Source organism: Acidovorax sp. FJL06, from assembly GCF_003852545.1.
GTDB lineage: Bacteria > Pseudomonadota > Gammaproteobacteria > Burkholderiales > Burkholderiaceae_C > Acidovorax.
The window spans coordinates 201,002-227,091 of record NZ_QAJR01000012.1 but is presented as its reverse complement, the minus strand read 5'-3'; the positions used below and the strand labels follow the sequence as shown (position 1 = coordinate 227,091).

The window sequence follows — 26,090 nt, the reverse complement described above, 5'->3', positions numbered from 1 at the left end:
CGTGGGTCCTTGGTTGCTGGGGGTGGCGCGGGTCAGTCGAGGGACACGTTGGCCTTCTTGATCACCTCGCCAAAACGCTGGCCCTCGTCCTTGACGAACTGGGCGAACTGCGCGCGCGTGGTGGGGAAGGGCTCGTAGCCAAAGCTCTTGAACTTCTCCTGCACATCAGCGCCGGACAGGGCCTGCTCGATGTCCTTGCGGATCTTGTCGGTCACGGCAGCGGGCAGGCCGGGCGGCACGGCGATGGCGTTCCAGCCGGTCACCTCGAAGCCCTTGGGGCCACCCGATTCGCCCACGGTGGGCACGTCCGGGAAACTGGCCAGGCGCTGCGGTGCGGTGACGGCCAGAAAGCGCAGCTTGCCCGCGCGCTGCAGCGGCCCGGCCGTGGCCGCGCTGCCCAGCGCAAACGACAGCTCGCCGGTGGAGACCGAGGTGTAGAGCTGCGTGGTCTCTTTGTAGAGCACATGCTCCATCTGCGTGCCGGTGGCGCTTTCGAACAGCTCGGAGCCCAGGTGCACCGGGTTGCCGATGGACCAGGAGCCGTAGTTGAGCTTGCCGGGGTGGGCCTTGGCGTCGGCCACGATGTCGCCCACGGTTTTGTATTTGCTGTTGGCGGCCACGGTGAAGAAGAAATAGGTCTTGAACAGCGGCAGCAGCGTGTCGAAGTCCTTGGCCGTGTCGTACGGCAACTTCTTGAACAGGCTGGGGTAGGCGGCCAGGTGCACGTTGTCGAGCACGATCAGGTCATGCCCGTCCTTGGCGCCGCGCTTGAAGGCATCGATGGCGATGAAGCCGTTGCCGCCGGGGCGGTTCTCGACCACCACGGGCTGGCCCCAGGCGCGGCCGAGTTTTTCGGCCACGAGGCGGGCCACGCCGTCCGGGCCACCGCCCACGGGGAAGGGCGTGATGATGCGCACGGGCTTGGACGGAAACGCCTGCGCCGACGCAAGCTGGGGCGCACAGCCCAGGGCTGCGGCCAGGCCCAGGGCCAAGCCCGCGCGACGGTGCAGAGAGACGGGAGAGGGAGAAAAAGAGGAACGCATGGAAACGGAAAACGATTTGCTATTGTTTGCATAGCTGCAATGGCACATCTGGAGCGCCCTGCAGCCAAAAAATCTCAAAAGACAGAAAGGCAGAATCAGTCGATGTACCGGAGGCCCGCCTTCTCCAGGCCGGGGCGCATGTTGTACATGTCCAGGCCCAGCACGCCGCTGGCGAGCTTGGCGCGCTTCTCGCCCTCGAAGCTCTCGCGCTTTTGCGCGGCGGCCAGCGTCTCGGCCGCGCGGGCGGCGGGCACACAGACCACACCGTCGTCGTCGGCCACGATCACGTCACCCGGCGTGACCAGCGCACCGGCGCACACCACAGGGATGTTGACCGAGCCCAGCGTGGCCTTGATGGTGCCCTTGCTGCTGATCGCGCGGCTCCAGACGGGGAAGTTCATCTCCTGCAGCGTCTTCACGTCGCGCACACCGGCGTCGATGATGAGCGCGCGCGCGCCCCGGGCCTGGAAGGACGTGGCCAGCAGGTCGCCAAAGTAGCCGTCCGTGCACTCCGAGGTGACGGCCGCCACCACAATGTCGCCGGGCTGGATCTGCTCGGCCGCCACATGCATCATCCAGTTGTCACCAGGCTGCAGCAGCACGGTGACGGCCGTGCCACTGACCTGCTGGCCGCTGTAGATGGGGCGCATGTAAGGCTTGAGCAGGCCCACGCGGCCCATGGCCTCGTGCACAGTAGCCGAGCCCAGGGCGGCCAGTCCGTCGGCGGCTGCGCGGTCAGCGCGGGTGATATTGCGGTAGACAACGCCAAGTTCAAACATGTCAGAGCCCCTTTGCCTTCAGGCGTGAATCGAGTCGGGAGAACACGCGGCGCGTGTTGGCTTCGTAGATCTGGTGCTTGTCGTCGGCACTCAGGAGGGTGGAGGCCTCGATGTAGCGCTTGGTGTCGTCGTAGTAGTTGCCGGTGGTGGGGTCAATGCCCCGCACCGCGCCGATCATTTCGCTGGCAAACAGCACGTTCTTCACCGGGATCACGGTGTTCAGCAGGTCGATGCCGGGCTGGTGGTACACGCAGGTGTCGAAGAACACGTTGTTCATCAGGTGCTCGTCGAGCAGCGGCTTCTTCATCTCTTGCGCCAGGCCCCGGAACCGGCCCCAGTGGTAAGGCACCGCGCCGCCGCCGTGCGGGATCAAAAACTTGAGCGTGGGGAAGTCCTTGAACAGATCGCCCTGGATGAGCTGCATGAAGGCCGTGGTGTCGGCGTTCAGGTAATGCGCGCCGGTGGTGTGAAAACACGCGTTGCAGCTGGTGCTCACGTGGATCATGGCGGGCAGGTCGTACTCCACCATCTTTTCGTAGATGGGATACCAGTGCTTGTCGGTCAGCGGGGGGCTGGTCCAGTGCCCGCCCGAGGGATCGGGGTTCAGGTTGATGCCCACCGCGCCGTATTCGTGCACGCACTTTTCCAGCTCGGGGATGCAGGTGGCCGGATCGACACCGGGGCTTTGCGGCAGCATGGCCACGGGCACAAAGTGGTCGGGGAACAGCGTGGAGACGCGAAAGCACAGCTCGTTGCAGATGGCGGCCCAGGTGCTGGACACATTGAAGTCGCCAATGTGGTGGGCCATGAAGCTGGCGCGCGGGCTGAACAGCGTGATGTCGCTGCCGCGCTCCTTCATCAGCTTGAGTTGGTTGGTCTCGATGGACTCGCGCAGCTCGTCGTCACTGATCTGCAGGTCTGCCACCTTGGGCATCTGGGCAGGGTCCTTGATGCCGGCGATCTGCGCATTGCGCCAGTTCTCCAGCGCCTTGGGGGCCGTGGTGTAGTGGCCGTGGCAGTCGATGATGAGGCTCATTTTTGGGTGCTCCTGGAAGGTGTTCTTGTGATCGGTCAGGCAGGGGTCATGCCCTGCTTTTGCTTGGCGTCCGCCGCAGCGGGAGAAGCCAGGTAAGCCAGCAACGCACGTGCTGCTTCCACCTGTTGCGAATGCACGCCGACGCCCGCTGAAAACGTGGTGGTGATCTGGATGGCCGGTGGCAGCGGGCCCACGATCTGGATGCCCTGCACATGCAGCAGCTCACTCAGTTGCTGAAAGCCCAGCGCCACCTCGCCCTTGGCCACCAGCGAACCCACGGGCACGCCGGGGGGCGCCTGCACCATGCGCGGGGCGATCTGATCGGCAATGCCCCAGCGCTCGAACAGCTTGGCCAGCGCCACGCCGCTGGGGCCCGTGGACAGGCTGATGCTGGGCGCTGCCAACACGGCCTGGCGCACCGCGTCTTCGCTGGACAGATCGGGCAGCGGCGCGCCGGCAGGCACGGCCACGGCCACGCCGGAGTGCACCCAGTCCACCTTGCTGCCGGGCAGCAGGTGGCCCGCAGCCAAAAGCTTGTCGATGGCGTCGGAGGCGAGGATCACCACGTCAAAGGCCTCACCAGCCGCCACGCGTTTGGCAGCGTCGACACCGCCCACCGATTCGATGGCGGCCTGCGTGCCCGACTGCTGCGCAAAACCGGCCACCAGGTCGGCCAGCACCTGGCGCGTGGCCATGGAAGAAATGCCTCGGATCACAGGCGCCGTCATGCGTTGTCTCCTGCCGGGCTGCGGGTGGCCCAGGCGGTGCGTGCAGTTGTATACATGCCGCCGATTGTGGGCAGCGGCGGCCCAAACATGAAGGCGGCACCGGCACTACCAGATATATCATTCCGTGATCGTTGACCCACAGCTATTGCAAATAGCAGAGAGCCTTGCGTATGGACCTCAAGCAGATCGAATACTTTGTGCGCGTGGCCGAGCTGGGCAGCTTCACCCGCGCCTCGGTGGTGCTGGACATTGCCCAGCCCGCACTGAGCCGCCAGGTGCGCCTGCTGGAGGTGGAGCTGCGCCAGAACCTGCTGGTGCGCAATGGCCGGGGCGCCACGCCCACCGAGGCGGGCAAGCTGCTGCTGGAGCACGGGCGCGGCATCCTGCACCAGGTCGAGCGCGCGCGCGAGGAGCTGGGCCGCGTGCGCGGTGCCCTGGCCGGGCGTGTGGCCATCGGCCTGCCGCCCAGCATTGCCAAGGTGCTGACGGTGCCGCTGACGCGCGCCTTCCGCGTGAAGATGCCCGACGCGGCGCTGGCCATCAGCGAGGGCCTGTCGGTGGCCATGCGCGAATCGCTGACCACCGGCCTGCTCGACATCGCACTGCTGTACAACACCACGCCCGCGCCGGGCATCGAGACCACGGCGCTGCTGGAGGAAGACCTGTTTCTGGTGCAGCGCCGCGCCCCAGGCCAGAGCGAGGCGGAGGCCGATGCCCTGGCCCGCACACCCCTGCCGCTGGATGAGCTGCCGCGCTTTCCGCTGGTGATCCCCACCCGCCCCAACTCGATCCGCATGCTGGTCGAATCGGAACTGGCCGCACGCGGCAAGCGCCCGCAGATCAGCCTGGAGATCGATGGCGTGGCGGCCATCCTGGACTTGGTGGCCGATGGCGCGGGCTGTGCGGTGCTGCCCATGAATGCGGTCACCACGTCGGGCAAATCGGAAGTGTTCAGCACCCGGCCCATCCACGGCGCGGGCAGCGATGGGGATGGCGAGGAGGAAGGCGGCAGCACCCGCCTGCGCAGCAAGCTGTTCATGGCCGTCAGCTCGCAACGCCCGGCCACGCTCACGCAGCAGGCGATGGCGGAGCTGATTCGGACGACGCTGCAGGCGTTGTACAGAAGCCCCCCCTGAGGCGCTGCGCGCCTTCCCCCCGAGGGGGGACGACGCCCTCACTGCGGGGCGGCCCTTGCTCGGCGTCCCTGGCATTCGGCCGCGTCAGTTTCATGGGCCAATAGCGATTCACAGGATCAGCTCTTCTCGCGCGTGGTGGGCACACTGCCCAGCACCCGGTCCGCATAGTCCTGCCAGCGCGCGTCTTTGGGCAGGCCGTGAAAGACGCCTTCGCGCGCCAAGTCGGCCACCCACTGCTGCTTGGCGGCGATGGCCGAGGCCATCAGCGGTTCCATGCCGGCCTCGTGCACCGTGTGGGCGGACTCGCGCATCTCTTCGGCGCGGCGCTGGCCGTGCTGCACCACGCGGCTGAAAAAGTAGCGGCCCTGTTCGTGCCAGTTGATGGACGGAAAGGTTTCGGCCAGCGTGGGCAGCACATGGTCTTCCACGCCGTAGTGGCGGGCCGTGGCGTAGCTCTCGATCACCAGGGCTTCGAGGCCTTTGATCATGATGCTGCGGCACATCTTGATGGCACTGGCCACGCCCAGTTGCTCGCTCACGGGTTTGGCATCCATGCCCCAGCCGGTCAGCACAGCGGCCAGTGCAGCGGCCTGCGCGCCGCCCAGCAGCATGGGCACGCGGATGCCGTAGGGAGGCACCGAGGTCATCACGCCCGCCTCGACATAGTGCGCACCCCGCGCCTCGATGAGCGCAGCGGCTTGCTGCTTGGTGCCGGGCGATGCGGAGTTGAGGTCCAGGAACAGGGTGCCGGGGCGGATGTGCTGCGCGGCCTCCTGCGCCACGGCCAGCGTGTTCGATGCGGTGACGGCCGAGATGATGCAACCGCAGCGCACACACAGCGCCCGCATCCCATCCACGGCCACCACACCCGCCAGCGCGGCGTGCTGCTGCAATACATCGCGGTGCGCGGCATCGGCCAGCTTCAGGTCCCACACGGCGACAGAGGCCACGCCGGGCTGAACCCGCAGGCCCGTACTGAAGATCTTGCCCACCTCGCCATAGCCCACCAAGCCAATGTGTGTGATGTCCATCCGATTTGCCTTTCGGTCACAAAAGCCGAAGCGCAGCAACCGTCACTGCCGCGCGATCTTGGCCCGGGCGATCACGTCGCTCCAGCGGCGCACATCGGCCGCCAGGTGCTCGCCCAGTTGCGCGGGGGTGCTGCCCTGGGCATTGAGGTTCAGTTCCAGCAGGCGCTTTTTCACATCGGGCTGGGCCAGTGCGGTCTGCACTTCGCGCGATAGACGCTCCACCACGGCAGCAGGTGTCTTGGCGGGCACGGCCAGGCCGTTCCACGACGTGACGTTGAAGCCCGCCAGTGGCCCGCCGCTTTCGCGCACCGTGGGCACGTCGGGCACCTGCGGCGCCCGCTGAGCGCCCATCACGGCCAGCGGACGCAGGGCCTTGGCGCCGATCTGCGGCATGAGGCCGCCCAGGATGTCGATCATCACATCCACCTCGCCCCCACGCACCGCCGTGATGACGGGCGGCGTGCCGTTGAAAGGCACCACCTGCGCGTCGATGCCCGCCGTCACCTTGAACAGCTCGGCGGCCAGGTTCTGTGTGGTGCCGATCTGCGGCGTGCCGATATTGAGCTTGCCTGGATGGGCCCGCGCATACGTGAGCAGGTCGGCCAAAGTGCGAAAGCGCCCGCCCTCCTTCACCACCACGGCCAGATCAAACGTGGCCAGCAGCGAGACGGGCGCAAAGTCCCTGAGTGTGTCGAACGGCAGCGACTGGAACAGTGCGGCACTCACCGCCGTGCCGCTGCTCACCAGCAGCAGCGTGTGGCCGTCGGGCTCAGCCCGCGCCACCAGGTCGCCCGCTACCACGCCGCCGGCGCTGGGCTTGTTCTCGATGACCACGCTGTGCCCCAGCGGGCCTGCGATCTTCTGGCCCACGGTGCGCGCCGTGATGTCGGCCGCACCGCCCGCCGCATTGGGCACGACGATGCGCAGCGGGCGCGAGGGAAAGGCCGTTTGCGCACTGGCAGCACCGCTGAACGACGCTGCCAGCCAGGCCAGGAGGGTTCTGCGGTGCACGGCTTGCATGGCGCGCGCTACCGTGCCACGCCCAGCAGGCGGTCCAGCAGCTCGGGCTGGGCGCTCAGCTCGGCAGCGCTGCCGGTGTGCACCACCGTGCCCCGGTCCAGCACGGCGGCGTGGTCCGAGATGGCCAGGATGGCCTGCGGATGCTGCTCTACGATGATGGCCGACAGGCCCTCTTCGCGCGTGATGCGGCGGATGGCGCGCAGCAGCTCTTCCACGATGATGGGTGCCAGGCCTTCGAGCGGCTCGTCGAGCAGCAGCAGGCGTGGGTTGAGCACCAGCGCGCGGCCCACGGCCAGCATCTGCTGCTCGCCACCGGAAAGCTGCGTGCCCAGGTTGGTCTTGCGCTCGGCCAGGCGCGGGAACATTTCGTACACGCGCTCGGGCGTCCACTGCCGTGCGGCCGAGCCCTTGCGGCCCGGGCGTGCCACGGCCGTGAGGTTCTCGTGCACGGTGAGCGACTTGAAGATGTTGCGCTCCTGCGGCACCCAGCCGATGCCGGCGGCCGCACGTTCGTGCGACGCCAACTTGTGCAGCGCAATGCCGCCCAGGGTCACGCTGCCCGCGTGCTGGCGCGTGGCCCCGGCCAACGTGTTGATGAGCGTGGTCTTGCCCGTGCCGTTGCGGCCCAGCAGGGCCAGCGTGTCGCCTTCGGGCAGGGCCAGTGACACGCCTTGCAGCACCACGGCTTCGCCATAGCCTGCGCTCAAGCCCTCAATGCGCAACAGTGCTTCAGACATGGGCGTCCTCCCCATGGCCGAGGTACACGGCCTTCACCTGCGCGTCGTTGGCAATGGTGTCCGGGTCCCCCTCGGTCAGTACCGTGCCATTGACCAGCACCGTCATGCGGTTGGCGAAGCTGAAAACCAGGTCCATATCGTGTTCGATCAAAAGCACCGAGACATCGGCGGGCAGGGCCGCCACGGTCTGCAGCAGTTCCTCACGCTCGCCCGCAGGCACACCGGCCACGGGTTCGTCGAGCAGCAGCACGCGGGGCTCGCAGGCCAGCGCAATCGCGATCTCCAGCAGGCGGCGCTTGCCGTAGGCCAGCACGCGCGTTTCCTCGGCCATCACCGAGGTGAGGTGGAACTGCTCCAGCAATTGCTCGCAGCGCTCGGTGACAGCCTTGCGCGCACCCAGCGGCTGCCACCATTTGCCGCCCAGGCCCTGCTGCTGCGACACGGTGAGCGCCAGTGTCTCCAGCGGCGTGAGGGTGTCGAACAGCTGGTTGATCTGGAACGTACGCACCATGCCGCGCTGCACACGCTGGTGCCGCGCCAGGCGCGTGATGTCCTGGCCTTCGAGCGTGATGGAGCCTTCGGTGGGTTCCAGCACACCAGTCAGCAGGTTGATAAGCGTGGTCTTGCCCGCGCCGTTGGGGCCGATGAGCGCATGGCGTGCGCCCTTTTGCAGGTTCAGCGTGACGTTGTTGGTGGCGGTGATGCCGCCAAAACGCTTGACCAGGCCCTGGGCCGAGAGCACGGTGTTGGAGGTGGTGGTGTTCATGTCAGTGGCCTCCCGTGTTGGAGGCAGCCCCGGCCTTGTGGCCGGCGCCAAACCAGGTCCAGGGGCGGAACAGGCGGTCGCGCCCCACCAGCACCAGCACCACCAGGAACAGGCCGATCCAGAAGGTCCAGTACTGCGGCGTGATGGACGAGATCACGTCCTGCAGCAGCTTGAAGCCGATGGCCCCCAGGATGCCGCCGTACAGCCAGCCCACGCCGCCGATCACGAGGATCAGCATCACGTCGGCCGAGCGGTGGAACTCGAACAGGTCGAGCGAGGCAAAGCCCGTGGTCTGCGTAAGCAGCGCGCCCGCAGCCCCGGCCAGCGCGGCGGCCAGCGTGTACACCTGCGCGAGCTTGGCCGTCACCGGGATGCCGATGGCCATGGCGCGCAGCCGGTTGTCGCGGATGGCCTTGAGCGTGGCCCCGAACGGCGACTGCACGATGCGCCGCGCGATGAGGAAGAACACCAGCAGCACCGTGAGCGAGTACCAGGCGGCCGTGCGGCCATACAGGTCAAATTCAAACTGGCCGAGCACCGGGCCCAGCACCACACCCTGCAGGCCGTCGGCACCACCGGTCAGCCAGTCGAGCTTGTTGGCCAGCTCCAGCATCACCAGGCCCACGCCCAGCGTGACCATGAGGCGGGTGAGGTCGGTGCCGCGCATGACGGTGAGCGATGCCACCGCGCCCAGCACCGTGGCCGCAGCGATGCCCACGGCCAGGCCCACCAGCGGGTCGGGCATCACATGCTTGGCAAACAGCGCCGCCGCGTAGCCACCCAAACCAAAGAAGGCTGCGTGGCCCAGCGAGACGATGCCGGTGTAGCCCAGGATCAGGTCCAGCGACAGGGCAAACAGCGCCACGATGGCGATCTCGTTGATGATGAGCGCGTGGCTGGGCAACGCCAGCGGCGCCACAAAGGCCAGCAGCCACAGCACGGGCTCCCACCAGCGAAAGCGCCGGGCCTGCAGCAAGGGGTTGTGCGGGTTGGCCATCATTTACCCCCCTTGCGCACAAAGAGGCCCTGGGGGCGCCAGATGAGGATCAGGATCATGAGGCTGTACACAATGAAGGCGCCCAGCTTGGGGATGTAGTACTTGCCTGCCACGTCGGCAATGCCGAGCAGCAGCGCGGCCAGCAGCGGGCCGGTGATGGACGAGGTGCCCCCCACAGCCACCACGATCAAAAAGTAGATCATGAACTTGAGCGGAAAGCTCGGGTCGAGCCCCAGCACCTCCGCCCCCAACGCACCGCCCAAACCCGCAAGGCCGGAGCCAAACGCGAAGGTGGACAGGAACACGATGTTCACGTTGATGCCCATGCCCGCCGCCACGCGCTGGTCGTCCACACTGGCGCGCAGGCGGCTGCCGAAGCGGGTTTTGGTGAGCACATACTGCAGACCCACGGTGAGCGCCGCGCACACGGCAATGATGAACAGACGGTAGTGCCCCATGCCCAGCATGAGGGCGCCGCTGCCAATCTCGGTGCGGCCCTTGAGCCATTCAGGCAGCTGCATGATCTGCTGCGTGGAGCCCACAAAGTAGTCCACGCTGGCCACCGCCATGAACACCAGGCCGATGGAAAACAGCACCTGGTCCAGGTGGGCCTTGTGGTACAGCGGCCGGTACAGCGTGCGCTCCAGCACGCCCCCCAGCAGGGCCGTGCCCACAAACGCGAGCGGCAGGCAGACGAGGAAGGGCACATCCAGCCGCTGCATGAGCAGCACGGTGATGTAGCCCCCCGCCATGGCAAAGGCCCCGTGCGCGAGGTTGATGAAATTCATCAGCCCCATGGTCACGGCCAGCCCCACCGCCAGGATGAACAGCAGCATGCCGTAGGCAACGCCGTCGAAAAGAATGGTCAGCATGAAATCACTTCATTGAAGACAAAAGTGCACCACCCTGCTCAGGGCAGTGGAAGTGCGACGAATCACCAAAGCCGAGCACTCGATCCGTGCGCCCCGGCTTCGACAAGCCCGGCCCGAACGGGTGGAGGAAGGCCACCGCCCCTCGCAACCGGCGCGCCCTGCGCCAGCGGCCGCCGTGCAAGGGCCGCCCCGCCGCACTGGCGGCGTCCCCCTGTAGGGGGAAGGCGCGCAGCGCCTCAGGGGGTTACTTAGTTTTTCCGGGGTCCTTCACGTCCTTGATGACGTCGAACTCCACATTGAACAGCTGGCCGTTCACACGCTCCACCTTGCGCAGGTACACGTTCTGCACGATGTCACGGGTCTGTGCATCGATGAACACGGGGCCGCGCGGGCTCTCGAAGATCTGGCCCTTCATGGCGGTCAGCAGCGCATCACCGCCGCCCGCACCCTTGGTGGCCTTGAGCGCTTCATAGATGACGCGCATGCCGTCGTAGCCGCCCACGGCCATGAAGTTGGGGCGCAGGCCCTTGTTGGCCTTCTCGAAGGCCTCGACAAACTTCTTGTTCAGCGGCGAGGGGTGTGCGGCCGAGTAGTGGTGCGACGTGACCACGCCCAGGGCGCCATCGCCCATGTCGTTGAGCTGGTCGTCATCGGTCACGTCGCCGGTGGCGATGAGCTTGATGCCGGCCTTGTCCATGCCGCGCTCCAGGAACTGCTTCATCACCGCAGCGCCCGCGCCCGAGGGCACGAAGACGAACAGTGCGTCGGGCTTGGCGTCGCGCACTTTTTGCAGGAAAGGGGCGAAGTCGGGGTTGCGCAGCGGCACGCGCAAGGCTTCCGTCACCTGGCCGCCGTTGAAGGTCAGGCGCTGGTTGAAATACTTCTCCGCATCGATACCCGGACCGTAGTCGCTCACCAGGGTCACCACCTTCTTGATGCCGTTCTTGGGCGCCCAGTCGGCCAGCGCGACGGAAACCTGCGGCAGCGTGAAGCTGCTGCGCACCACATAGGGCGAGGCCTCGGTGATGCTGGAGGTGGCGGCGGCCATCACCACCAGCGGGGTCTTGGACTGCGTGGCCAGGGGCGCGGTGGCCATGGCCGAGGGCGTGATGCCCATGCCGGCGAGCACATTCACCTTTTCGTTCACCACCAGCTCCTGGGCCAGGCGGCGCGTCACATCGGGCAGGCTGGTGTCGTCCTTGATGATGAGCTGCACCTTCTTGCCGGCCACGGTGTCGCCGTTCTGTGCCATGTAGAGCTTGGCGGCGGCTTCGATCTGGCGGCCGGTGGTGGCTTGCTGGCCCGTCATGGGCAGGATCAGGCCGATCTTGAACACGTTGTCCTGCGCGGCGGCTGGCAGGGCGGCCAGGCCGGTGGACAACGCCACGGCGGCGGCAGCCGAAGCACGAAGAAGCTGGCGTTTTTGCATCGTTGTCTCCTGTGAAAAGTCGTTGTATACAGAAAAATGCTGGCGGCAGTGTGGCCCGGGCTGCGTTATTTCACAAGCAGGAATTCAAGCATTCAGGTATCACCAAATGGAATAACCCAACCGAGCCGAAAAGGGCATCAGGCGCGCTCCCGGATCAGCCGCACCCCGGGCAGCCCTTGCACCGATGAAGCCTGCACCGCCGCCAGCAGGTTGCGCCGCGTGATGCGCGAATGCTCCCGCATGATGGCCTCGGCCCGTGCACCCTCGCGCCGCTCGATGGCGTCCAGCGCCTGGCGATGCTGGTCTTGCGCCACCACCAGCATGTCGCGCGCCTGGGCCGAATGCGTCTGCACCACCACGAAGGCCGAGGGCGAGGCAAACGGCAGGCCTTTGACCCGGTCCAGCTCGCGCGCCACCACGTCGCTGCCCACCATGCGGCTGAGCAGCAGGTGAAAGCGTGCATTCAGTTCTACATAGCGCGAGAACCCCTCGTCATCCAGCGTGGGCGGGGCCAGGGTGGCGTCGATGGCATCCAGGCAGGCATGGGCCTCGGCCAGCACGGCGGGCGCCACGCCGCGCTCGGCCGCCAGGCGCGCCGCCAGGCCTTCCATGGTGCCGCGCAGCTCGATCGCGTCGGCCACGTCGGTCTCGGAGAACGTGCGCACGGCATAGCCCCCGCCGGGCAGGCGGTGCAACAGCCCCTCCTGCTCCAGCCGCATCAGCGCCGCGCGAATGGGGGTGCGCGACACGCCCAGTTTCTCCACCAGCGTCAGCTCGGCAATGCGCGCGCCGCCGGGCAGGTCACCCGCCAGGATCATCTCGCGCAGCCGCAGCTGCGCCTTGACCGCCTGCGAGGCACCGGCGTCGGCCGCCTCGCCAAGGGAGGCCATGGCCTGGGGTTCGGGGTGGTTCATGGTGCGGGGCGTCAACAGGTGGGAACAGGGCCGGAATGCGGGGAGGTCCAGGATACGGCGGACCTGGCGAGAATGTATACACATATTCGCACCACAGCCATCTCAAAACTCACCACCCCAATACAAAACAATCACTTAGAAGATATGCCAGTGTGCGATAGCTGTTTTATGCCTTTCTTATGTATACATAAAACCCGCTTTTTCGCACAATCAGGCCCAGAAACACATGATCTGCCGGCTGGCTGTATACCAAGCCTGCGACGGCCCCATCCACCCCACGGAGAGAGACAAGCATGTTCCCCAAAAACGCCTGGTACGTCGCCTGCACCCCCGACGAGATCGCGGACAAGCCCCTGGGCCGCACCATCTGCGGCGAGAAGATCGTTTTCTACCGCCCCGCGCCCGACCAGGTTGCTGCGCTGGACGACTTCTGCCCCCACCGGGGCGCGCCGCTGTCGCTGGGCAGCGTGTGCGAGGGCCACCTGCAGTGCGGCTACCACGGCCTGCGGGTGGAGTGCACGGGCAAGTCGGTGTCCATGCCCGGCCAGCGCGTGCAGGGTTTCCCCAAGGCGCGCAGCTTTCCGGTGGTGGAGCGCTATGGCTTCATCTGGGTATGGCCTGGCGATGCAGACAAGGCAGACCCCGCCACCATCCACCACCTGCCCTGGGCCAACAACCCCGAATGGGCCTACGGCGGCGGGCTGTACCACATTGCCTGCGACTACCGCCTGATGATCGACAACCTGATGGACCTGACGCACGAGACCTACGTGCACTCCACCAGCATCGGGCAAAAGGAAATCGACGAGGTGCCTTGCAAGACCCGCGTGGAGGGTGATGAGGTGATCACCAGCCGCTTCATGGAAGGCATCGAAGCCCCCCCGTTCTGGAAGATGGCGCTGCGCATGAACGGCCTGCCCGACGACCAGTTGGTGGACCGCTGGCAGATCTGCCACTTCACGCCGCCCAGCCATGTGCTGATCGAAGTGGGCGTGGCGCTGGCCGGCCACGGCGGCTACGACGCCCCGGCGGACAAGAAGGCATCGAGCATCGTGGTGGACTTCATCACGCCCGAGACCGAGACCTCCATCCACTACTTCTGGGGCATGGCGCGCAACTTCAAGCCGCAGGATCCCTCGCTCACCACCCAGATTCGCGACGGCCAGGGCAAGATCTTTGCCGAAGACCAGCAGATGCTGGAGCTGCAACAAGAGAACCTCACCCGCTACCCCGAGCGCAAGCTGCTCATGCTCAACATCGACGCGGGTGGCGTGCAGTCGCGCAAGATCCTCGACCGCTTTTTGGCCGCCGAACGCGCGCCCGCAGCGCAGCAGGGGGTGGCCGCATGACCGCGCAGGAAACCCTGCAGGTCCGCGTCGTCGCGAAGCGGACCGAGGCCGATGGCATCGCCAGCTTCGAGCTGGCACGCGTGGATGGCGCGGAGCTGCCGCCGTTCAGCGCGGGCTCGCACATCGACGTGCACCTGCCGCAATCGGTGGGGGGGCTGACACGGCAATACTCGCTGTGCAATGCCTCGCACACCTTGAAGGATGATCCGCACCGGTATCGCATCGCCGTGTTGCGCGACGCGGCCTCGCGCGGCGGCTCGGTGGCCATGCACGACAGCGTGCACGAGGGCGACGTGATCACCATCAGCACGCCCCGCAACCACTTTGCACTGCACCCCGCGCAGCGCACCGTGCTGCTGGCGGGTGGCATTGGTGTAACGCCGCTGTTGTGCATGGCCGACCGGCTGGCCGGCACGGGCGCCGACTTTGCGCTGCACTACTGCACACGTTCGGTGGAACGCACGGCCTTTGCGCGCGAGATCGCGGCGTCGCCCCTGGCCGCGCACACGCATTTCCATTTCGATGCGGGCGCGCCCGAACAAAAGCTGGACTTGCCTGCCGTGCTGGCCGCACCCGGCGCCGACACGCGCCTGTATGTGTGTGGCCCGGCGGGCTTCATCGACCATGTGGTGACCACGGCCCGGGCCCTGGGCTGGGCGCAGGACCATATCCACCTCGAATACTTTGGCGCCCCCGCGCAGGACACCTCGGGCGACCAGGGTTTTGAGGTGCGCATTGCCAGCACCGGCAAGGTCTACCCCATTGCGCCCGATGTGTCGGTGGTGGAGGCCCTGCGCGGCCACGGCATCGACATCCTCACCTCGTGCGAGCAGGGCGTGTGCGGCACCTGCCTCACGCGCGTGCTGGAGGGCGAGGTGGACCACCGCGACATGTACCTCACCGAGGAAGAAAAAGCCGCCAACGAGCAGTTCATGCCCTGCTGCTCGCGCGCGCGCAGCAAGCTGCTGGTGCTGGATTTGTAGAACTCCTGATTTGATAGCTTCCAGCGCCTGTCCAGCAAGCGCTGGCAGCCAATTTCATAAAAACATCACTCTTCGGACGCGGCCCGGATGGTGTCGCGGCCGTTGCGGTCCTTCACGCGGCCCAGGTCGGTGTCGAGCGCGCGCGCCAGCTTGTCCACGGCGCCGATGAAGGCATTGGCCATCTTGTCGGCCTCGTCGGTCACGGTGACGGGCTGTCGGCCGGTCACGCGGGCCTCGATGCGGCAGCGCTTGTCGTTCGCCCCCGACTTGCCCGCATCCAGGTCGGACAAAAACACCTCCAGCCGCGTGACATGGTCCTGAAAGCGCGACAGGCGGCTCTTGGCTTCGGCCGTGATCCATTGCGCCAGCGACTCCCCGCCTTCGATGTGGTCATCGGTGTTGACTTGTACTTGCATGGTGATGCTCCTTGAAGTGGATTCCGGAAAGACACGGCCGCCACGCCAGCCAGGCGCCACAGCCGTCCCGCGAACCTCCATCGTCGCACCTTTGGATGGCCCCGCCGCAAAAACGTGTTTAGCGGCGTTTGCGGGACCGCAAACAGGCGCCACAAACCGCCATGTTGGCCACGGAGGCAGGCTTCAGAGCTTGTCGAGCGCCACGGCAGGTGCCCAGTCGGCCCCCGCCGGCAGGGCCCGCGCGTCGGCCACGCGCTCCTGCAGGCGCAGCGCGGCCAGGTCGCCAGGCAGCCGCTGCAGCACCTGCGCCAGGGAATGCGCGGCACCGTCCCAGTCCCGGGCATGGAAGGCGTCGAGCGCGGCCTGGCTGGCCTGGCACAGGGCGGCATCGTCGCAGGGCGTGAACACGCGCACGGGCTCGGTCTTGCCCTTGACGATCACGTCGTCCAGCGCGCGCAAGGCCACTGTGGGCGGCAGCTGCGCCGCCGTGGCCGCCGACAGCAGAATGCCGGTGCCAAACGCCTTGTTCGCCCCTTCCAGCCGCGCGGCCAGATTCACCGCGTCGCCAATCGCGGTGTACGAAAAGCGCTGCTCCGAGCCCACGTTGCCCACCACCACGCGGCCCGTGTGCAGGCCGATGCGCATGTGGATGGGCGGCAGCCCGCGCGCGGCCAGGTCGGCCACCAGCGCCTGCATGGCCTGCTGCATGGCGATGGCGGCTCGCACGGCGTTCTCCGCATGCTGGGGGTCGGAAAGCGGAGCCCCCCAGAAGGCCATCACCGCGTCGCCGATGAATTTGTCCACCGTGCCACCCGTAGCGTGCACGATGGGTGTCATGGCGTTGAAGTAGCCGGTGAGCACCTCCACCGTCTGCTCGGCGCTGAGCCGCTCGGACAGCGTGGTGAAGTGGGCCAGGTCGGTGAACATGAGCGTGACCTCGCGCGCCTCGCCGCCCAGGCGCATCAGCTCGGGGTGTGCGATGAGGCGCGAGACCACGGCGGGCGGCAGGTACTGCGCGAGCATGGCGCGCGTCTGGCGGGCCCGCTGGCGCACCAGGGCATAGGCCACCAGCGCCGCAGCGGCGTAGACGGCCACAGCCGCGGCGGCCGGCAGCAGCGGCGGCCACCAGAGCCGAAACCGCGCAAACAGCCCCCACGACACCAGCCCCATCGCCACCACCAGCGCGGCCGTGAGCGCGGCCGCACCCGCCGGGTGCAGGCGGCGGCCGCCCCACAGCAGCACCGGCAGCAACAGCGCGGTAAGCGCCAGCGTCCAGCCCTCGTGCACGCTGCGCAGGCCTCCGCCCGTGAGGTAGTTGTCCACCAGCGTGGCCTGCAACTCCACGCCCGGGAACAGGCGCTCGCCGCCCGCCGTGCCAAACGGCGAGTTGAACAGGTCGGCCTGCGACCGCGTGAGCTCGGTGGCCGTGCGCGCAGAGCGCCCCACCAGCACGATCTTGCCCTTGAAAAAGCCTGCGGGCAGCAGGCCCGGCTCCAGCGCCTGGTAGTACGAACGCGTGTCGAAGGTGCCACGCGCCCCGCGGTAGCCAATCCAGTCGAAGGGGTGCAGCACCGGGGCCAGGCCCCGCGCTTCGGCCGCGCGCTGCGCCAGCCGCAGGGCAAACCCGTCGCGCGCCACCGGGGCGCGGCGCACCACGAAGTCGTCATCGGGCTCCACACCCGCATCGCCCGCATCGGCACCCGCATCCAAAAAGCGCTGCAACGGCTGCACGTCCAGCCACAGCGCCGCGTTGCTGCTGTCGATCTTCTCGCGCGTGGCGGCCAGCACCACCGGGCCGGCGCCCGCAATGGCGCGGTCCAGGGCCGCGTCCTCGGCCTCCATGGAGGGGTCGGCAAACACGATGTCCAGGCCCACGGCAGCCGCCCCTTCGGCATGCAGGCGCTGCAGCAGGGCCGCATGCACGCCGCGCGGGAAGGGCCAGGCCTGCTGCAGCTCCTGGAAGGTGGGCTCGTCGATCGCCAGGATCACCACGGGCAGCGCCGTGCGCTGCGGCGCCGTCAGCGCCGTGAGCACGTCAAAGGTCTTGAACTCCAGCGCATGCCAGGTGCGGGTGAATGTGGCGGCCCCCACCAGCAGCAGCGCCAGCGCGCAGGCCGCGAGCGTGCCCCACTGCGGCTTGCGCCAGGCTGCGGGCCCGGCGCGGTCAGAAGCGGTAGCGGGCGTCCAGGACATAGCGGGTCTTGCGGCGGTCGGACTTCGGGGCCCACAGGTTCAATGCAGCGGCCCCCAGCACCCAGTGCTTGTCCTCGGATTCCCAGAACCCCATGAGGTCCACCCCCCAGCCCGGGGCCATACGGGTGAGGTTCTCCTTGTCCTCGAACCGCTCGGAGCGGTACACCGCGCGGCCGCTCAGGTACAGGCGCTGCGGGCTGGCCCAGGTGGCGCCCAGCACGGCCGTATGGCGCGGGATGTAGGGGATGCGGCCCACGGCCCCGTCCGCGCCGTAACTGCGGCTTTCGCTGCCCTGGTACAGGTATTTGGCATAGCCCGACCAGCGGCGGTTGAACATGTGGTTGACGCCCGCGCCCAGGGTCTTGAGCGTGCCCGTGTCAAAGCTGGGCGTGTCCTCCAGCAGGTCGGTGGTCGAGAGATTGACCATCTGCGCGTTGCGCATTTCCTCCAGGAACGGCAGGCTGGGCGTGCGCAGGTCCACCCCCACGGTGCCGGGGTTGCGCACGCGCAGGTGGTCGGCCCGCAGGCTCACAAAGGTGCTCCGACCCAGCTCCATGCCCAACTGCGCCACCACGCGCTTGTGGCGGCCACCGGCTTCGATCAGGCGGTCTTCCACCGGGATGCCTGCCGTCTCCACGCTGGTGAGGGTGGACACACTCAGGGGCCGCAGCCAGTCCTGGTAGGCCATGCGCACGGTGGTGCCCGCCACAGGCTGCCACACCAGGCCCACGCGCGGCGTGACCACGCGCTCCATCTCGGCGCGGCGCGCCTGCTCTTCGCTCAGGGCATCCAGGTTCACCAGGTAGCTTTGCGTGAGCCCGTCCACGCGGTGGCGTATCTGCTGCAGGCCCAGCGCGGCGTCCAGGTTCAGTGCCGGGTCCAGGCGCTGGGCGGTGGCCAGGGTCAGGCCGGTGTAGCGCCGGTCCACATGGTTGTAGCCGCCCACGAAAAGAGAGTCGCGGTAGGGGCCCACGCCCGGAATGTCGGCCGCCACGGCGGCCTCGCCAGCGATCAGGTTGTGTTGGCGCTCGCGCACATGCTCCAGCGCCACGCTCCAGCGGCTGCCGGGCGCGGTGTCCACCGTGTGGCGCAGCTGCAGGTCGTTGAACTGCTTCTTCGGCAGACTGCTCACGCCCATCAGGCTGATGAAAGGCGGCTCGACGTACAACGTGGGGTAGCGCTGCAGCAGGATGCTTTCCACGCTGCGGCCGAGCTTGATCCAGGTCTGCTCCGTGGGGCCCCAGCGGTAGGACATGCCCAGCGCACCCTGGGTGCTCTTGTTGTCCAGGGCGGTCTCGAACAGGTTCTGGCTGGCCAGGCGCATGTCGAACTGGTTCACATAGGCGAACAGGTTGATGCGTTCGGTGGGCTGCATGCCGGCCCCCACCGTCACGGCGCGCGCATGCACGTCGCCATGGCCCCCGCGCACGGCGGGCGCATTATTGACCTGCAGATCAAACGGAAACTCGCTGGCGTTGGCCGACTGCGCCTTGAAGAACCACGACACGGGCACATGGGTGTTGTTCATGCCGTTGAGCGTGACGGCGGGTGCACGCATGCGGTACAGGTCGCGGTCCAGCGTCACGCCCACCGCCCCATGCGCCCCCGGCTGCTGCAGCAGCGACGCATACCGCTGGCTCGCGCCAAACGCCATCGGGTCGGTGAGGAAGCCCTGGAACAGCGCGGAGTTCTTGTTGAACTCGCCCGCATAGCGGTCCGCCAGGAACAGATGGCTGCCGCCCCAGTACGGATAAAAGCTCTGCTGCGCCAACTCCAGCGCCCAGTCCTCCATGCCGAAGAAGGCCAGCGATGCGCCCAGGTTGGCGCTGCCCTTCTGGTCGTTGGCGACCTGGTTGAGCGACCGGAGGTAAGGCATGCGCTCCACCGCAGCGCGGGCGGCCTCCACCGCCTCGCCGGGCTGGAAGAGGTCGGTGTGGATCTGCGCCAGCAGCATGTGGGGCACGGGGTCCTTGTCGTCCAGCACGATGGCCTGGTACAGGGTGGACAGCGCATCCTGGTGGCGGCCCAGCTGGTAATAGGCCACGGCCGTCCAGGTCTTGGCGCGGGCATAGCGCGGCTCCATCACGCCCGCGCGCAAGAACGCATCCAGCGCGGCCTGCGGGTTGCCCTGCTTGAGGTGCAGCAGGCCTTGGCCGGTGAGCGCCACATAGTCCGCCGGGTTGTCGCCCAGGGCCGTGGCAAAGGCCGCCCCGGCTTCGGTGAACTGGTTCACAAAGGTTTCGAGCGTGCCCAGCTCACCCCAGGCGCCCGGTGCTTGCGGCGACAGCTGCAGCGCACGTTGAAGGTTGTCACGGGCGGGGCGCGGGTCTTCGCGCTCCACATGCGCACTGCCCAGGCCCTGCCAGGTGCGCGCATCGCCAGCGGCCAGTTGCGTGGCCTCGGTGTAGGCGGCCAGTGTGGCGGGCGCATCGCCCCGGCGCCGGGCCAGCTCGGCACGCACCAGGGCGACCTCGGCATGGGCCGTGGCCTGCAGCGGGTCCAGCGCGGCGCGGGCCTCGTCCACGCGGTCGCTTAGCATCAGCACACGGGCCAGTTGGGCCGTCAGCGCCGGGTGGGCAGGCCAGCGCTGCAAAGCCGCGCGCAGCGTGTTGGCGGCTGCGGCACCTTCGCCCTCCACCAGCTGCACGTCGGACTGCATGAGCCAGGCAGGCAGCGGCGCCGCAGGTTGCGCCACCTGGCGTGCCAGTTGCTCACGCGCGGCCAGCAGGTCGCCCGCCTGCAGGGCGATGGCCGCGTCCATCACCGCCACCCAGGGCGCGGGCGCGCCGCTGCTGCGGGCCTGGGCCAGGGCAGCACGGGCAGCGGGCAGGTCGCGGGCCGCGAGCGCGGCGCGCACCGGGGCCAGCGCTTCGGGCACGGGCTCGGCGGCCAGGGGGGGCAGCGGGTCGGCGCGCAGCGCATTCACCCACTGGATGCGGTCGCGCGGCTGGCTCAGCACCAGCTTGACCGGGGCCTTGCCCACCTCGGCCACGGCGGCTTCGTTGGCACCCACGGACACCGCGCCCTGCGCGTTGGAGAACTCCACCTGGCCCGACAGAACCGTGATCAGCGTGCGCCCATCGTCCTCCACGCTGATGTCCCAGTCGGTGCCGCGGATCGCGGCGGTGGCAGCGGGGGTCTCCAGGTTCAGGCGGCTGCCGTCGGCGCGTTTGGTCTGGGTCCAGGCGCGGCCCGCATTGAGCAGCAGGGTGGTCACCGGTTGGGCCGGGGTGGCCACACCCTTGACTTGCAGCACCGTGTTCTGGTGCAGGCGCAATTGCGTATCGTCGGCAAACAGCAGCGCCATGCGCGCGGCCTGGCGGGTGCGCACAAAGTCGCCCGTGGCCAGCGGCTGTGCCAGGCGCGCAGGGCTCCAGTCCGCAGCAGCAGCCGCACGCTGGTCGCCCGTGCCTTGCAGGCTCACGATCTCGGCGGCAGCCCCGGCGGGCACGGCAGCCTGAGCAAGCGGGGGGAAGGCCATGGCGGCCAACACCGCCAGCGCCGTGAGCGCGGGCAGGCGGGAATTCCTCTGGTGGGGCATAGAACGGCTTTCGCGGAAGGCGGGAAAACAGGCGGCCGGGCTCCCCTCCCTGGAACCCAGGTGCAAGGAAATTATCGCGAGCCCTCCGCCCCCGTGACCGCGATGCAGGGGCCACGCCACTGCATTTCATGAAGAAAGCCACATTTCGTAGCACCGTGCAACAGCAAGCACACCGTGCACCGCGATCCCGGCGCCCTGCACGGCCGCTTCCTACAGACGCCGCGCGGGCGCAGTGCTACAAATGGGCCATCCCCGGATTGCATCGACCCCACGCCCCGCGCGTGCTGCCTGGAGCCGCCCACCATGTCCACCGCCCCCCGCCTCAAGATCGGCCTGTCCGCCTGCTTCCAGCACGCCGACCCCAGCCGCCCCCTGTTCACCAACAAGACGCTGCAGTACGTGGAGCAATCCATTGCGCACTGGATCATGTCCTCCGGCGCCATCGTGGTGATGGTGCCCTGCCCCACGGGCGAGACGGCGCGCGGCGACGTGACGCTGGCGCACTATGCCGAGTGGCTGGACGGCGTGGTGATGCATGGCGGTGCCGATGTGTGGCCCGGCAACTATGGCGAGGAGCCCCTGCGCGAGGAATGGATGGGCGACCGCGTGCGCGACATCTACGACCTGGCCCTGGTCAAGGCCTTTGCCGAAGTGGGCAAGCCCATCTTTGGCGTGTGCCGGGGCCTGCAGCTCATCAACGTGGCCTTTGGCGGCGCGCTTTACCAGGACATCGAGACCCAGCACCCTGGGGCCTTGCAGCACCGCAACGCCACCACCTACGACCAGCATTTCCACGGCATCCAGATCGTGCCCGGCTCGCGCCTCGCCCAGCTCTACCCCGACGCACCCCGAGCCCGCGTGAACAGCATCCACCACCAGGGCATCAAGCGCCTGGCGCCAGAGTTCGAGGTGGAAGCCCTGAGCGAACCCGACGGCGTGCCCGAAGCCATCCGCCTGAAACCTGCACCCGGGCGCGGCTATATCGCGGCCACACAGTGGCACCCGGAGTTCCACAAGCAGGGCTCGGACACGCTGGACGACACAGCCATCCTGCAGGACTTTCTGGCGGCCTGTGTGCAGGCCAAGGAGCACCCGGTGCGGCCGGGCAAGCCGGTGAGGTTGAGGGACCGGGCAACGCGGTTGCTGCGCGGCGCACTGCGCAGGGACAGGGCACAAGAAGCGTGAAGGGAATGCGGCTGGGCAGCCTGTATGCGCCTCTGGCCAGGCTCTCCATGCATGCCCCGGGCTTGCTACTTGTTCAAGGCATTGAGAAGCGCAGGACCCAGCAGAAAGGCAACAACCAGCAGGATCAGGGGCAGACCGACTCCCAGCCAGACCATCCATCGCCCCTCCCGCTTGAAATGGCGGTTGATGCTCTCTCGCTCTTTCGGGGCCACTGCCTCCTTCTGGGCGGGCTTGGGGTCACTCATGCGGTGCTTTCTTCGTGGATCATTTGACCGCTGCTGGCGGGCCGCAGCCATGGTACTCAGGATGATCGCAACCCCTGCGTTCACGACCCACACGGCTTGCCAACACCATCCGTGCGCGGCACTTATCCGCTGAGCCCCTCTCGCCTGTCCAGCACCGGCCCCACCACCGCCTCCACCTCCCCCCGCAGCCACCGGTGTGCCGCATCCTGCTGGTACCGCGCATGCCAGATCAAGTACATCGGCATCGCTGGACACACCACCGGCACGGGCGCGCTGGCCAGACCTGCCAGGGCCGTGCGGGACAGCAGCGACGGGGCCGTGGTGAGCAGCTCCGTGCCGCGCACAAACGCTGGTAGCGCGGCAAAACCCGGCACGCGCACGGCGAAGCGGCGGCGCACGCCCCGCGCGAGCAGCTGGCGGTCCAGGTCGAGCCCCCGGTGCGCTTCATAGGCCACGGTGGCGTGGTCGGCGGCCAGGTAGTCGACCTCGGCGGTGGGGGCGCTGCGCACGGCAGCGTCGTAGAACACGCGGTACTGGTCTTCAAACAAGCGCTTTTGCACGATGTCGGTGCCGTCCGGCGGGCGGGGGCTGATGACAAGCTGGCAGGTGTCGGAGCGCAGCAGCTCGGCGCCGGGTGCGCCGCTGGGCACGATGCGCAGCGTGACGCCCGGCGCGGCGGTGCGCAGGCGTGCGGCCAGGGCGGGCAGCAGCAGGTCGCGCTGGAAATCGTTGGCGGCAATGGTCAGCTCGGTCTGCCAGGCCTGCGGGTCAAAGTCGGCCCCTTGGGCAAACCGCTGCATCTGGCGCAGCATGTCGCGCGCGGGCTGGGCCAGCGCCTCGGCCCGCGCGGTGGGCACGATGCCGCGCCCGCGCTTCACAAACAGCGGGTCGCCGGTGATGGCGCGCAGCTTGTCGAGCAGGTGGCTCACGGCCGACTGGGTGACGCCCAGGCGCTCAGCGGCAGCGGTGATGCTGCCCGTCTCCAGCACCGCTAGCAGCAGCTTCAGCAGGTGCCCATCCAGCTGTGATCCATCGAATTTGCTCATGTGTTCGATGATCTTGGGCCCCTTCATCTTTGGCAATGGCGTCGCGACACTGCGGGCTGACCCAGATCAAGACCCGGAGACTTCCATGCCTTCCCACAACCCCCCGATTCCCGGCACCACGCCGTTCGATGGCGATCAGGCCCGCAAGGGCTATGCGCTAAACAAGATGTGCTTTTCGTTCAACGACGAAGCCAACCGCAAGGCCTTTGTGGCCGATGAAGAGGCGTACATGCGCAAGTACAGCCTGAACGAGCAGCAGGCTGCCGCCATCCGCGCCAAGAACGTGCTGCAGCTCATCGCCGCAGGCGGCAACGCCTACTACCTGGCCAAGTTCGCGGGCATCTTCAAGCTGGACATGCAGGACATCGGCGCGCAGCAGACGGGCATGACCAAAGACGAATTCAAGGCCATGCTGATCGCAGCGGGCAAATAAGGAGACAAACCCATGGCACAACTCATCGGCGGCCTCGGCACCTCGCACATCCCGGCCATTGGCAACGCCATCCACAAGGGCCTGCAGAACGAGCCCTACTGGAAGCCCTTCTTCGACGGCTTTCCCCCCATCCGCCAGTGGCTGGGCGAGAAGCGGCCCGACGTGGTGGTGATGTTCTACAACGACCACGGCCTGAACTTCTTCCTCGACAAGATGCCCACCTTTGCCGTGGGCGCGGCGGCCGAGTACCGCAACGCCGACGAGGGCTGGGGCATCCCCACGCTGCCGCCCTTCCCAGGCGAGGTGGACCTGTCGTGGCACCTCATCAACACGCTGATAGCCCAGGAGTTTGACGTGACCACCTGCCAGGAGATGCTGGTGGACCACGCCTGCACGCTGCCGCTCAAGCTCTTCTGGCCCGAGGGCGATTGCCCGGTGACGGTGGTGCCGGTGTGCATCAACACCGTGCAGTTTCCGCTGCCCTCGGCCAAGCGCTGCTACGCCCTGGGCAAGGCCGTGGGCCAGGCGATCCAGAGCTGGGACAGCGACAAGAAGGTGGCGGTGATTGCCTCGGGCGGCCTCTCGCACCAGCTCGACGGCGAGCGCGCGGGCTTTATCAACAAGGCGTTTGACCTGCAGTTCATCGAAAGCCTGACCAGCAACCCCGAATGGGCCACGCAGTTCAGCGTGCACGAGCTGGTGGAAAAGACCGGCACCCAGGGCGTGGAGCTGCTGATGTGGGTGGCCATGCGGGGCGCCCTGGCCACCGCGAGTGCGGGAGTGCGCCGGGTGCACAGCAACTACCACATCCCCATCTCCAACACCGCCACGGCGGTGATGGCGCTGGAGGCGGTGTAAGACGGCGGGCGCTGCCCTTCAGCGCCTTGCGGGCTGGTGCAGCCCAAAGCGGACTCCACCGGGGTCGGTGCACATCAGAAACACGCCAAAACCGGGCTCCTCCGGGCCTGGTGGCTGCACGGTCCCGCCCAGCGCCCGCACACGCTGGGCCGCCTCCACCGCATCGGCCACTTCAAAGAACGGGGTGATGGACTGCACAGGGTCTGCGCCGTGCAGGCCGACTTTCATGCCCCCATTCAGAAACCAGCCCTCGCCCTCCTTCTCCGTGGGCTCAAAAGTCCATTGAAAGAACTGGCTGAAGAACTGCTGCGAAACCTGGGCGTTGTCGGCCCCGATTTCGAGGAATGAGACGTTGGCGTGCATCGAAAGCTCCCTTGAGGAAAACATGGCAAGTGCGCCAGTCTGGGCGCCTTGTGCCCGCCTGTCTTGAAGAAAAATGACCTGGTGCCGGGTGGCTCGCAGATCGTCAGCCCCTTGACTCAGCCGTCTCCACAGACTCCATCAAACTGGCGGGCTTGCCCGGCACATCGGCAAAACCCGCCCGCTGGTAGGCCGCTGGCGAGCAACCCGCAAAGTGCCGGAACTCCCGGCTCAGGTGGCTCTGGTCGGCAAATCCGCAGCGGGCGGCCAGGTCCGCCAGGTCGGTTTGCCCAGCGGGGCCAGTGACCCCCTCTAGGGCCTGGTGGGCAGCCCCAAACCGCAATCGCCGCGCCAGGCGTTTGGGCGTATCCCCCAGCTGGTGGCAGGACTGCAGTGCCAGGTGCCGCTCGCTCCAGCCCACGGCGCGGCACAGGGCCGACACGGGCAAGTTGCCGCGTTGCGCGCTCAGCATCTCCCAGGCCTGCCGCACCGGTGTCTGCACCGTGTGGCGTGACCGGGCCAGCATCCCTTGCAGGCACTGCTGTACCAGCGCAAAGCGCGTGGGCCAATCCGGCGCATGGTGCAACTGCTCGGACAGCCGCGTGGCCGCATTGCCCCACACATCGGCAAGCGCGACCATCGAACACGAGAGCACATCCGGGCTGCCGTGGAACAGCTGAAACCCCAGCCAGGGGGCCAAGGTCACCTCCACACAGGACTGTGCCCCCAGGTGCTCGGTCACCACGGGCCCGCCACCGAGCCCCACCACCAGGGATTGGTACGACTGCAGGGTGCCCGCCGGCAGCCTGACTCCGTAAGCCGCACGCCAGCCGATGATCAGCTTGATGCCCGCGTGCGCGACCTCCAGGCGGCGCACGGTGTACGGCAGTTCTTCTTCAAAGCCCCACATCGCGCAGGCGGTGGCGGGCTGCCCCGGCAAGCCAGGGCCCGGTATGGCCCGGCTTGAGGCGGTGAGCGATGGCATGGGGTTTC

General features: G+C 67.6%; 25 protein-coding genes. 6 read left to right on the top strand and 19 right to left on the bottom strand.

The window, feature by feature from the left end; translation table 11 throughout:
- Positions 1–32: 32 nt before the first annotated feature.
- From DBV10_RS08300 to DBV10_RS08285, 4 genes are all read right to left on the bottom strand, one after another.
- Complete coding sequence (locus DBV10_RS08300; protein ID WP_124512464.1) at positions 33–1,043, bottom strand: tripartite tricarboxylate transporter substrate binding protein; 1,011 nt, start codon at positions 1,041–1,043, stop codon at positions 33–35.
- A gap of 95 nt (positions 1,044–1,138) precedes the next feature.
- Positions 1,139–1,822, bottom strand: coding sequence for a 4-carboxy-4-hydroxy-2-oxoadipate aldolase/oxaloacetate decarboxylase (gene ligK / locus DBV10_RS08295; RefSeq protein ID WP_124512462.1), 684 nt, complete (start codon positions 1,820–1,822; stop codon positions 1,139–1,141).
- 1 nt (position 1,823) lies between these two features.
- On the bottom strand, positions 1,824–2,858 hold the full coding sequence (locus tag DBV10_RS08290; protein ID WP_124512460.1) for an amidohydrolase family protein: 1,035 nt from the start codon (positions 2,856–2,858) through the stop codon (positions 1,824–1,826).
- 35 nt (positions 2,859–2,893) lie between these two features.
- On the bottom strand, positions 2,894–3,586 hold the full coding sequence (locus tag DBV10_RS08285) for a substrate-binding domain-containing protein (RefSeq protein ID WP_124512458.1): 693 nt from the start codon (positions 3,584–3,586) through the stop codon (positions 2,894–2,896).
- Between the two features lie 170 nt (positions 3,587–3,756).
- Between DBV10_RS08285 and DBV10_RS08280 the strand changes: the two genes are divergently transcribed.
- Positions 3,757–4,722, top strand: coding sequence for a LysR substrate-binding domain-containing protein (locus tag DBV10_RS08280; protein WP_056067984.1), 966 nt, complete (start codon positions 3,757–3,759; stop codon positions 4,720–4,722).
- Between the two features lie 116 nt (positions 4,723–4,838).
- Here DBV10_RS08280 and DBV10_RS08275 read toward each other — a convergent pair whose 3' ends face one another.
- The 8 genes from DBV10_RS08275 to DBV10_RS08240 all read right to left on the bottom strand — a co-directional run bounded on the left by DBV10_RS08275 (position 4,839) and on the right by DBV10_RS08240 (position 12,488).
- Positions 4,839–5,753 (bottom strand): NAD(P)-dependent oxidoreductase, encoded by a 915-nt coding sequence (locus DBV10_RS08275; RefSeq protein WP_124512456.1) that lies wholly within the window; start codon positions 5,751–5,753, stop codon positions 4,839–4,841.
- Positions 5,754–5,795: 42 nt separating this feature from the next.
- Positions 5,796–6,773 (bottom strand): tripartite tricarboxylate transporter substrate binding protein, encoded by a 978-nt coding sequence (locus DBV10_RS08270; RefSeq protein WP_124512454.1) that lies wholly within the window; start codon positions 6,771–6,773, stop codon positions 5,796–5,798.
- Positions 6,774–6,781: 8 nt separating this feature from the next.
- Positions 6,782–7,510, bottom strand: a complete 729-nt coding sequence (locus DBV10_RS08265) for an ABC transporter ATP-binding protein (protein ID WP_124512452.1) — start codon at positions 7,508–7,510, stop codon at positions 6,782–6,784.
- Positions 7,503–8,276 (bottom strand): ABC transporter ATP-binding protein, encoded by a 774-nt coding sequence (locus DBV10_RS08260; protein ID WP_124512450.1) that lies wholly within the window; start codon positions 8,274–8,276, stop codon positions 7,503–7,505. Before DBV10_RS08260 ends, DBV10_RS08265 begins: the two co-directional genes overlap by 8 nt.
- A gap of 1 nt (position 8,277) precedes the next feature.
- Positions 8,278–9,273 (bottom strand): branched-chain amino acid ABC transporter permease, encoded by a 996-nt coding sequence (locus tag DBV10_RS08255; protein WP_124512448.1) that lies wholly within the window; start codon positions 9,271–9,273, stop codon positions 8,278–8,280.
- Positions 9,273–10,145, bottom strand: coding sequence for a branched-chain amino acid ABC transporter permease (locus DBV10_RS08250; protein WP_124512446.1), 873 nt, complete (start codon positions 10,143–10,145; stop codon positions 9,273–9,275). Before DBV10_RS08250 ends, DBV10_RS08255 begins: the two co-directional genes overlap by 1 nt.
- Positions 10,146–10,389: 244 nt before the next feature.
- Positions 10,390–11,574, bottom strand: a complete 1,185-nt coding sequence (locus tag DBV10_RS08245) for an ABC transporter substrate-binding protein (RefSeq protein WP_124512444.1) — start codon at positions 11,572–11,574, stop codon at positions 10,390–10,392.
- 137 nt (positions 11,575–11,711) lie between these two features.
- Positions 11,712–12,488: a GntR family transcriptional regulator gene (locus tag DBV10_RS08240; RefSeq protein WP_199740065.1), complete on the bottom strand. Its 777-nt coding sequence runs from the start codon at positions 12,486–12,488 to the stop codon at positions 11,712–11,714.
- Positions 12,489–12,781: 293 nt separating this feature from the next.
- Between DBV10_RS08240 and DBV10_RS08235 the strand changes: the two genes are divergently transcribed.
- Positions 12,782–13,837: an aromatic ring-hydroxylating dioxygenase subunit alpha gene (locus DBV10_RS08235; RefSeq protein WP_124512442.1), complete on the top strand. Its 1,056-nt coding sequence runs from the start codon at positions 12,782–12,784 to the stop codon at positions 13,835–13,837.
- On the top strand, positions 13,834–14,820 hold the full coding sequence (locus DBV10_RS08230) for a PDR/VanB family oxidoreductase (protein ID WP_124512440.1): 987 nt from the start codon (positions 13,834–13,836) through the stop codon (positions 14,818–14,820). Before DBV10_RS08235 ends, DBV10_RS08230 begins: the two co-directional genes overlap by 4 nt.
- A 65-nt stretch (positions 14,821–14,885) precedes the next feature.
- On the opposite strand, the gene DBV10_RS08225 is transcribed toward DBV10_RS08230, so the two are convergent.
- The 3 genes from DBV10_RS08225 to DBV10_RS08215 form a co-directional block, all read right to left on the bottom strand.
- The gene (locus DBV10_RS08225; RefSeq protein WP_124512438.1) at positions 14,886–15,236 is read right to left on the bottom strand and encodes an HPF/RaiA family ribosome-associated protein; all 351 of its coding nucleotides are present in this window, start codon (positions 15,234–15,236) and stop codon (positions 14,886–14,888) included.
- A gap of 183 nt (positions 15,237–15,419) precedes the next feature.
- Positions 15,420–17,429: an adenylate/guanylate cyclase domain-containing protein gene (locus DBV10_RS08220; protein WP_124512436.1), complete on the bottom strand. Its 2,010-nt coding sequence runs from the start codon at positions 17,427–17,429 to the stop codon at positions 15,420–15,422.
- Positions 17,401–20,970: a TonB-dependent receptor domain-containing protein gene (locus DBV10_RS08215; RefSeq protein WP_124512434.1), complete on the bottom strand. Its 3,570-nt coding sequence runs from the start codon at positions 20,968–20,970 to the stop codon at positions 17,401–17,403. The genes DBV10_RS08220 and DBV10_RS08215 overlap by 29 nt, the downstream gene beginning before the upstream one ends.
- Positions 20,971–21,273: 303 nt before the next feature.
- Here DBV10_RS08215 and DBV10_RS08210 point away from each other — a divergent pair, with 303 nt between their 5' ends.
- Positions 21,274–22,155, top strand: coding sequence for a gamma-glutamyl-gamma-aminobutyrate hydrolase family protein (locus DBV10_RS08210; protein WP_124512432.1), 882 nt, complete (start codon positions 21,274–21,276; stop codon positions 22,153–22,155).
- Positions 22,156–22,220: 65 nt separating this feature from the next.
- Here the strand turns inward: DBV10_RS08210 and DBV10_RS08205 are convergent, their stop codons facing one another.
- Both DBV10_RS08205 and DBV10_RS08200 read right to left on the bottom strand, forming a co-directional pair.
- Positions 22,221–22,400: a hypothetical protein gene (locus DBV10_RS08205; protein ID WP_124512430.1), complete on the bottom strand. Its 180-nt coding sequence runs from the start codon at positions 22,398–22,400 to the stop codon at positions 22,221–22,223.
- 122 nt (positions 22,401–22,522) lie between these two features.
- Positions 22,523–23,446: a LysR family transcriptional regulator gene (locus tag DBV10_RS08200; RefSeq protein ID WP_370451120.1), complete on the bottom strand. Its 924-nt coding sequence runs from the start codon at positions 23,444–23,446 to the stop codon at positions 22,523–22,525.
- 85 nt (positions 23,447–23,531) lie between these two features.
- Here DBV10_RS08200 and DBV10_RS08195 point away from each other — a divergent pair, with 85 nt between their 5' ends.
- Complete coding sequence (locus DBV10_RS08195) at positions 23,532–23,879, top strand: protocatechuate 4,5-dioxygenase subunit alpha (protein ID WP_124512428.1); 348 nt, start codon at positions 23,532–23,534, stop codon at positions 23,877–23,879.
- Positions 23,880–23,891: 12 nt separating this feature from the next.
- On the top strand, positions 23,892–24,737 hold the full coding sequence (locus DBV10_RS08190) for a class III extradiol dioxygenase family protein (RefSeq protein WP_124512426.1): 846 nt from the start codon (positions 23,892–23,894) through the stop codon (positions 24,735–24,737).
- Between the two features lie 18 nt (positions 24,738–24,755).
- On the opposite strand, the gene DBV10_RS08185 is transcribed toward DBV10_RS08190, so the two are convergent.
- Both DBV10_RS08185 and DBV10_RS08180 read right to left on the bottom strand, forming a co-directional pair.
- Positions 24,756–25,100, bottom strand: a complete 345-nt coding sequence (locus DBV10_RS08185; protein WP_124512424.1) for a VOC family protein — start codon at positions 25,098–25,100, stop codon at positions 24,756–24,758.
- A gap of 103 nt (positions 25,101–25,203) precedes the next feature.
- Positions 25,204–26,082 carry an AraC family transcriptional regulator gene (locus DBV10_RS08180; RefSeq protein ID WP_124512422.1) on the bottom strand — a complete coding sequence of 293 codons (879 nt, stop codon included), beginning with the start codon at positions 26,080–26,082 and terminating at the stop codon, positions 25,204–25,206.
- Positions 26,083–26,090: the final 8 nt, after the last annotated feature.

Bases quoted from the DNA above. Each gene is read 5' to 3' on its own strand.
- DBV10_RS08300 (WP_124512464.1), bottom strand. From the start codon at position 1,043: ATGCGTTCCTCTTTTTCTCCCTCTCCCGTCTCTCTGCACCGTCGCGCG.
- ligK (WP_124512462.1), bottom strand. From the start codon at position 1,822: ATGTTTGAACTTGGCGTTGTCTACCGCAATATCACCCGCGCTGACCGC.
- DBV10_RS08290 (WP_124512460.1), bottom strand. From the start codon at position 2,858: ATGAGCCTCATCATCGACTGCCACGGCCACTACACCACGGCCCCCAAG.
- DBV10_RS08285 (WP_124512458.1), bottom strand. From the start codon at position 3,586: ATGACGGCGCCTGTGATCCGAGGCATTTCTTCCATGGCCACGCGCCAG.
- DBV10_RS08280 (WP_056067984.1), top strand. From the start codon at position 3,757: ATGGACCTCAAGCAGATCGAATACTTTGTGCGCGTGGCCGAGCTGGGC.
- DBV10_RS08275 (WP_124512456.1), bottom strand. From the start codon at position 5,753: ATGGACATCACACACATTGGCTTGGTGGGCTATGGCGAGGTGGGCAAG.
- DBV10_RS08270 (WP_124512454.1), bottom strand. From the start codon at position 6,773: ATGCAAGCCGTGCACCGCAGAACCCTCCTGGCCTGGCTGGCAGCGTCG.
- DBV10_RS08265 (WP_124512452.1), bottom strand. From the start codon at position 7,510: ATGTCTGAAGCACTGTTGCGCATTGAGGGCTTGAGCGCAGGCTATGGC.
- DBV10_RS08260 (WP_124512450.1), bottom strand. From the start codon at position 8,276: ATGAACACCACCACCTCCAACACCGTGCTCTCGGCCCAGGGCCTGGTC.
- DBV10_RS08255 (WP_124512448.1), bottom strand. From the start codon at position 9,273: ATGGCCAACCCGCACAACCCCTTGCTGCAGGCCCGGCGCTTTCGCTGG.
- DBV10_RS08250 (WP_124512446.1), bottom strand. From the start codon at position 10,145: ATGCTGACCATTCTTTTCGACGGCGTTGCCTACGGCATGCTGCTGTTC.
- DBV10_RS08245 (WP_124512444.1), bottom strand. From the start codon at position 11,574: ATGCAAAAACGCCAGCTTCTTCGTGCTTCGGCTGCCGCCGCCGTGGCG.
- DBV10_RS08240 (WP_199740065.1), bottom strand. From the start codon at position 12,488: ATGAACCACCCCGAACCCCAGGCCATGGCCTCCCTTGGCGAGGCGGCC.
- DBV10_RS08235 (WP_124512442.1), top strand. From the start codon at position 12,782: ATGTTCCCCAAAAACGCCTGGTACGTCGCCTGCACCCCCGACGAGATC.
- DBV10_RS08230 (WP_124512440.1), top strand. From the start codon at position 13,834: ATGACCGCGCAGGAAACCCTGCAGGTCCGCGTCGTCGCGAAGCGGACC.
- DBV10_RS08225 (WP_124512438.1), bottom strand. From the start codon at position 15,236: ATGCAAGTACAAGTCAACACCGATGACCACATCGAAGGCGGGGAGTCG.
- DBV10_RS08220 (WP_124512436.1), bottom strand. From the start codon at position 17,429: ATGTCCTGGACGCCCGCTACCGCTTCTGACCGCGCCGGGCCCGCAGCC.
- DBV10_RS08215 (WP_124512434.1), bottom strand. From the start codon at position 20,970: ATGCCCCACCAGAGGAATTCCCGCCTGCCCGCGCTCACGGCGCTGGCG.
- DBV10_RS08210 (WP_124512432.1), top strand. From the start codon at position 21,274: ATGTCCACCGCCCCCCGCCTCAAGATCGGCCTGTCCGCCTGCTTCCAG.
- DBV10_RS08205 (WP_124512430.1), bottom strand. From the start codon at position 22,400: ATGAGTGACCCCAAGCCCGCCCAGAAGGAGGCAGTGGCCCCGAAAGAG.
- DBV10_RS08200 (WP_370451120.1), bottom strand. From the start codon at position 23,446: ATGAGCAAATTCGATGGATCACAGCTGGATGGGCACCTGCTGAAGCTG.
- DBV10_RS08195 (WP_124512428.1), top strand. From the start codon at position 23,532: ATGCCTTCCCACAACCCCCCGATTCCCGGCACCACGCCGTTCGATGGC.
- DBV10_RS08190 (WP_124512426.1), top strand. From the start codon at position 23,892: ATGGCACAACTCATCGGCGGCCTCGGCACCTCGCACATCCCGGCCATT.
- DBV10_RS08185 (WP_124512424.1), bottom strand. From the start codon at position 25,100: ATGCACGCCAACGTCTCATTCCTCGAAATCGGGGCCGACAACGCCCAG.
- DBV10_RS08180 (WP_124512422.1), bottom strand. From the start codon at position 26,082: ATGCCATCGCTCACCGCCTCAAGCCGGGCCATACCGGGCCCTGGCTTG.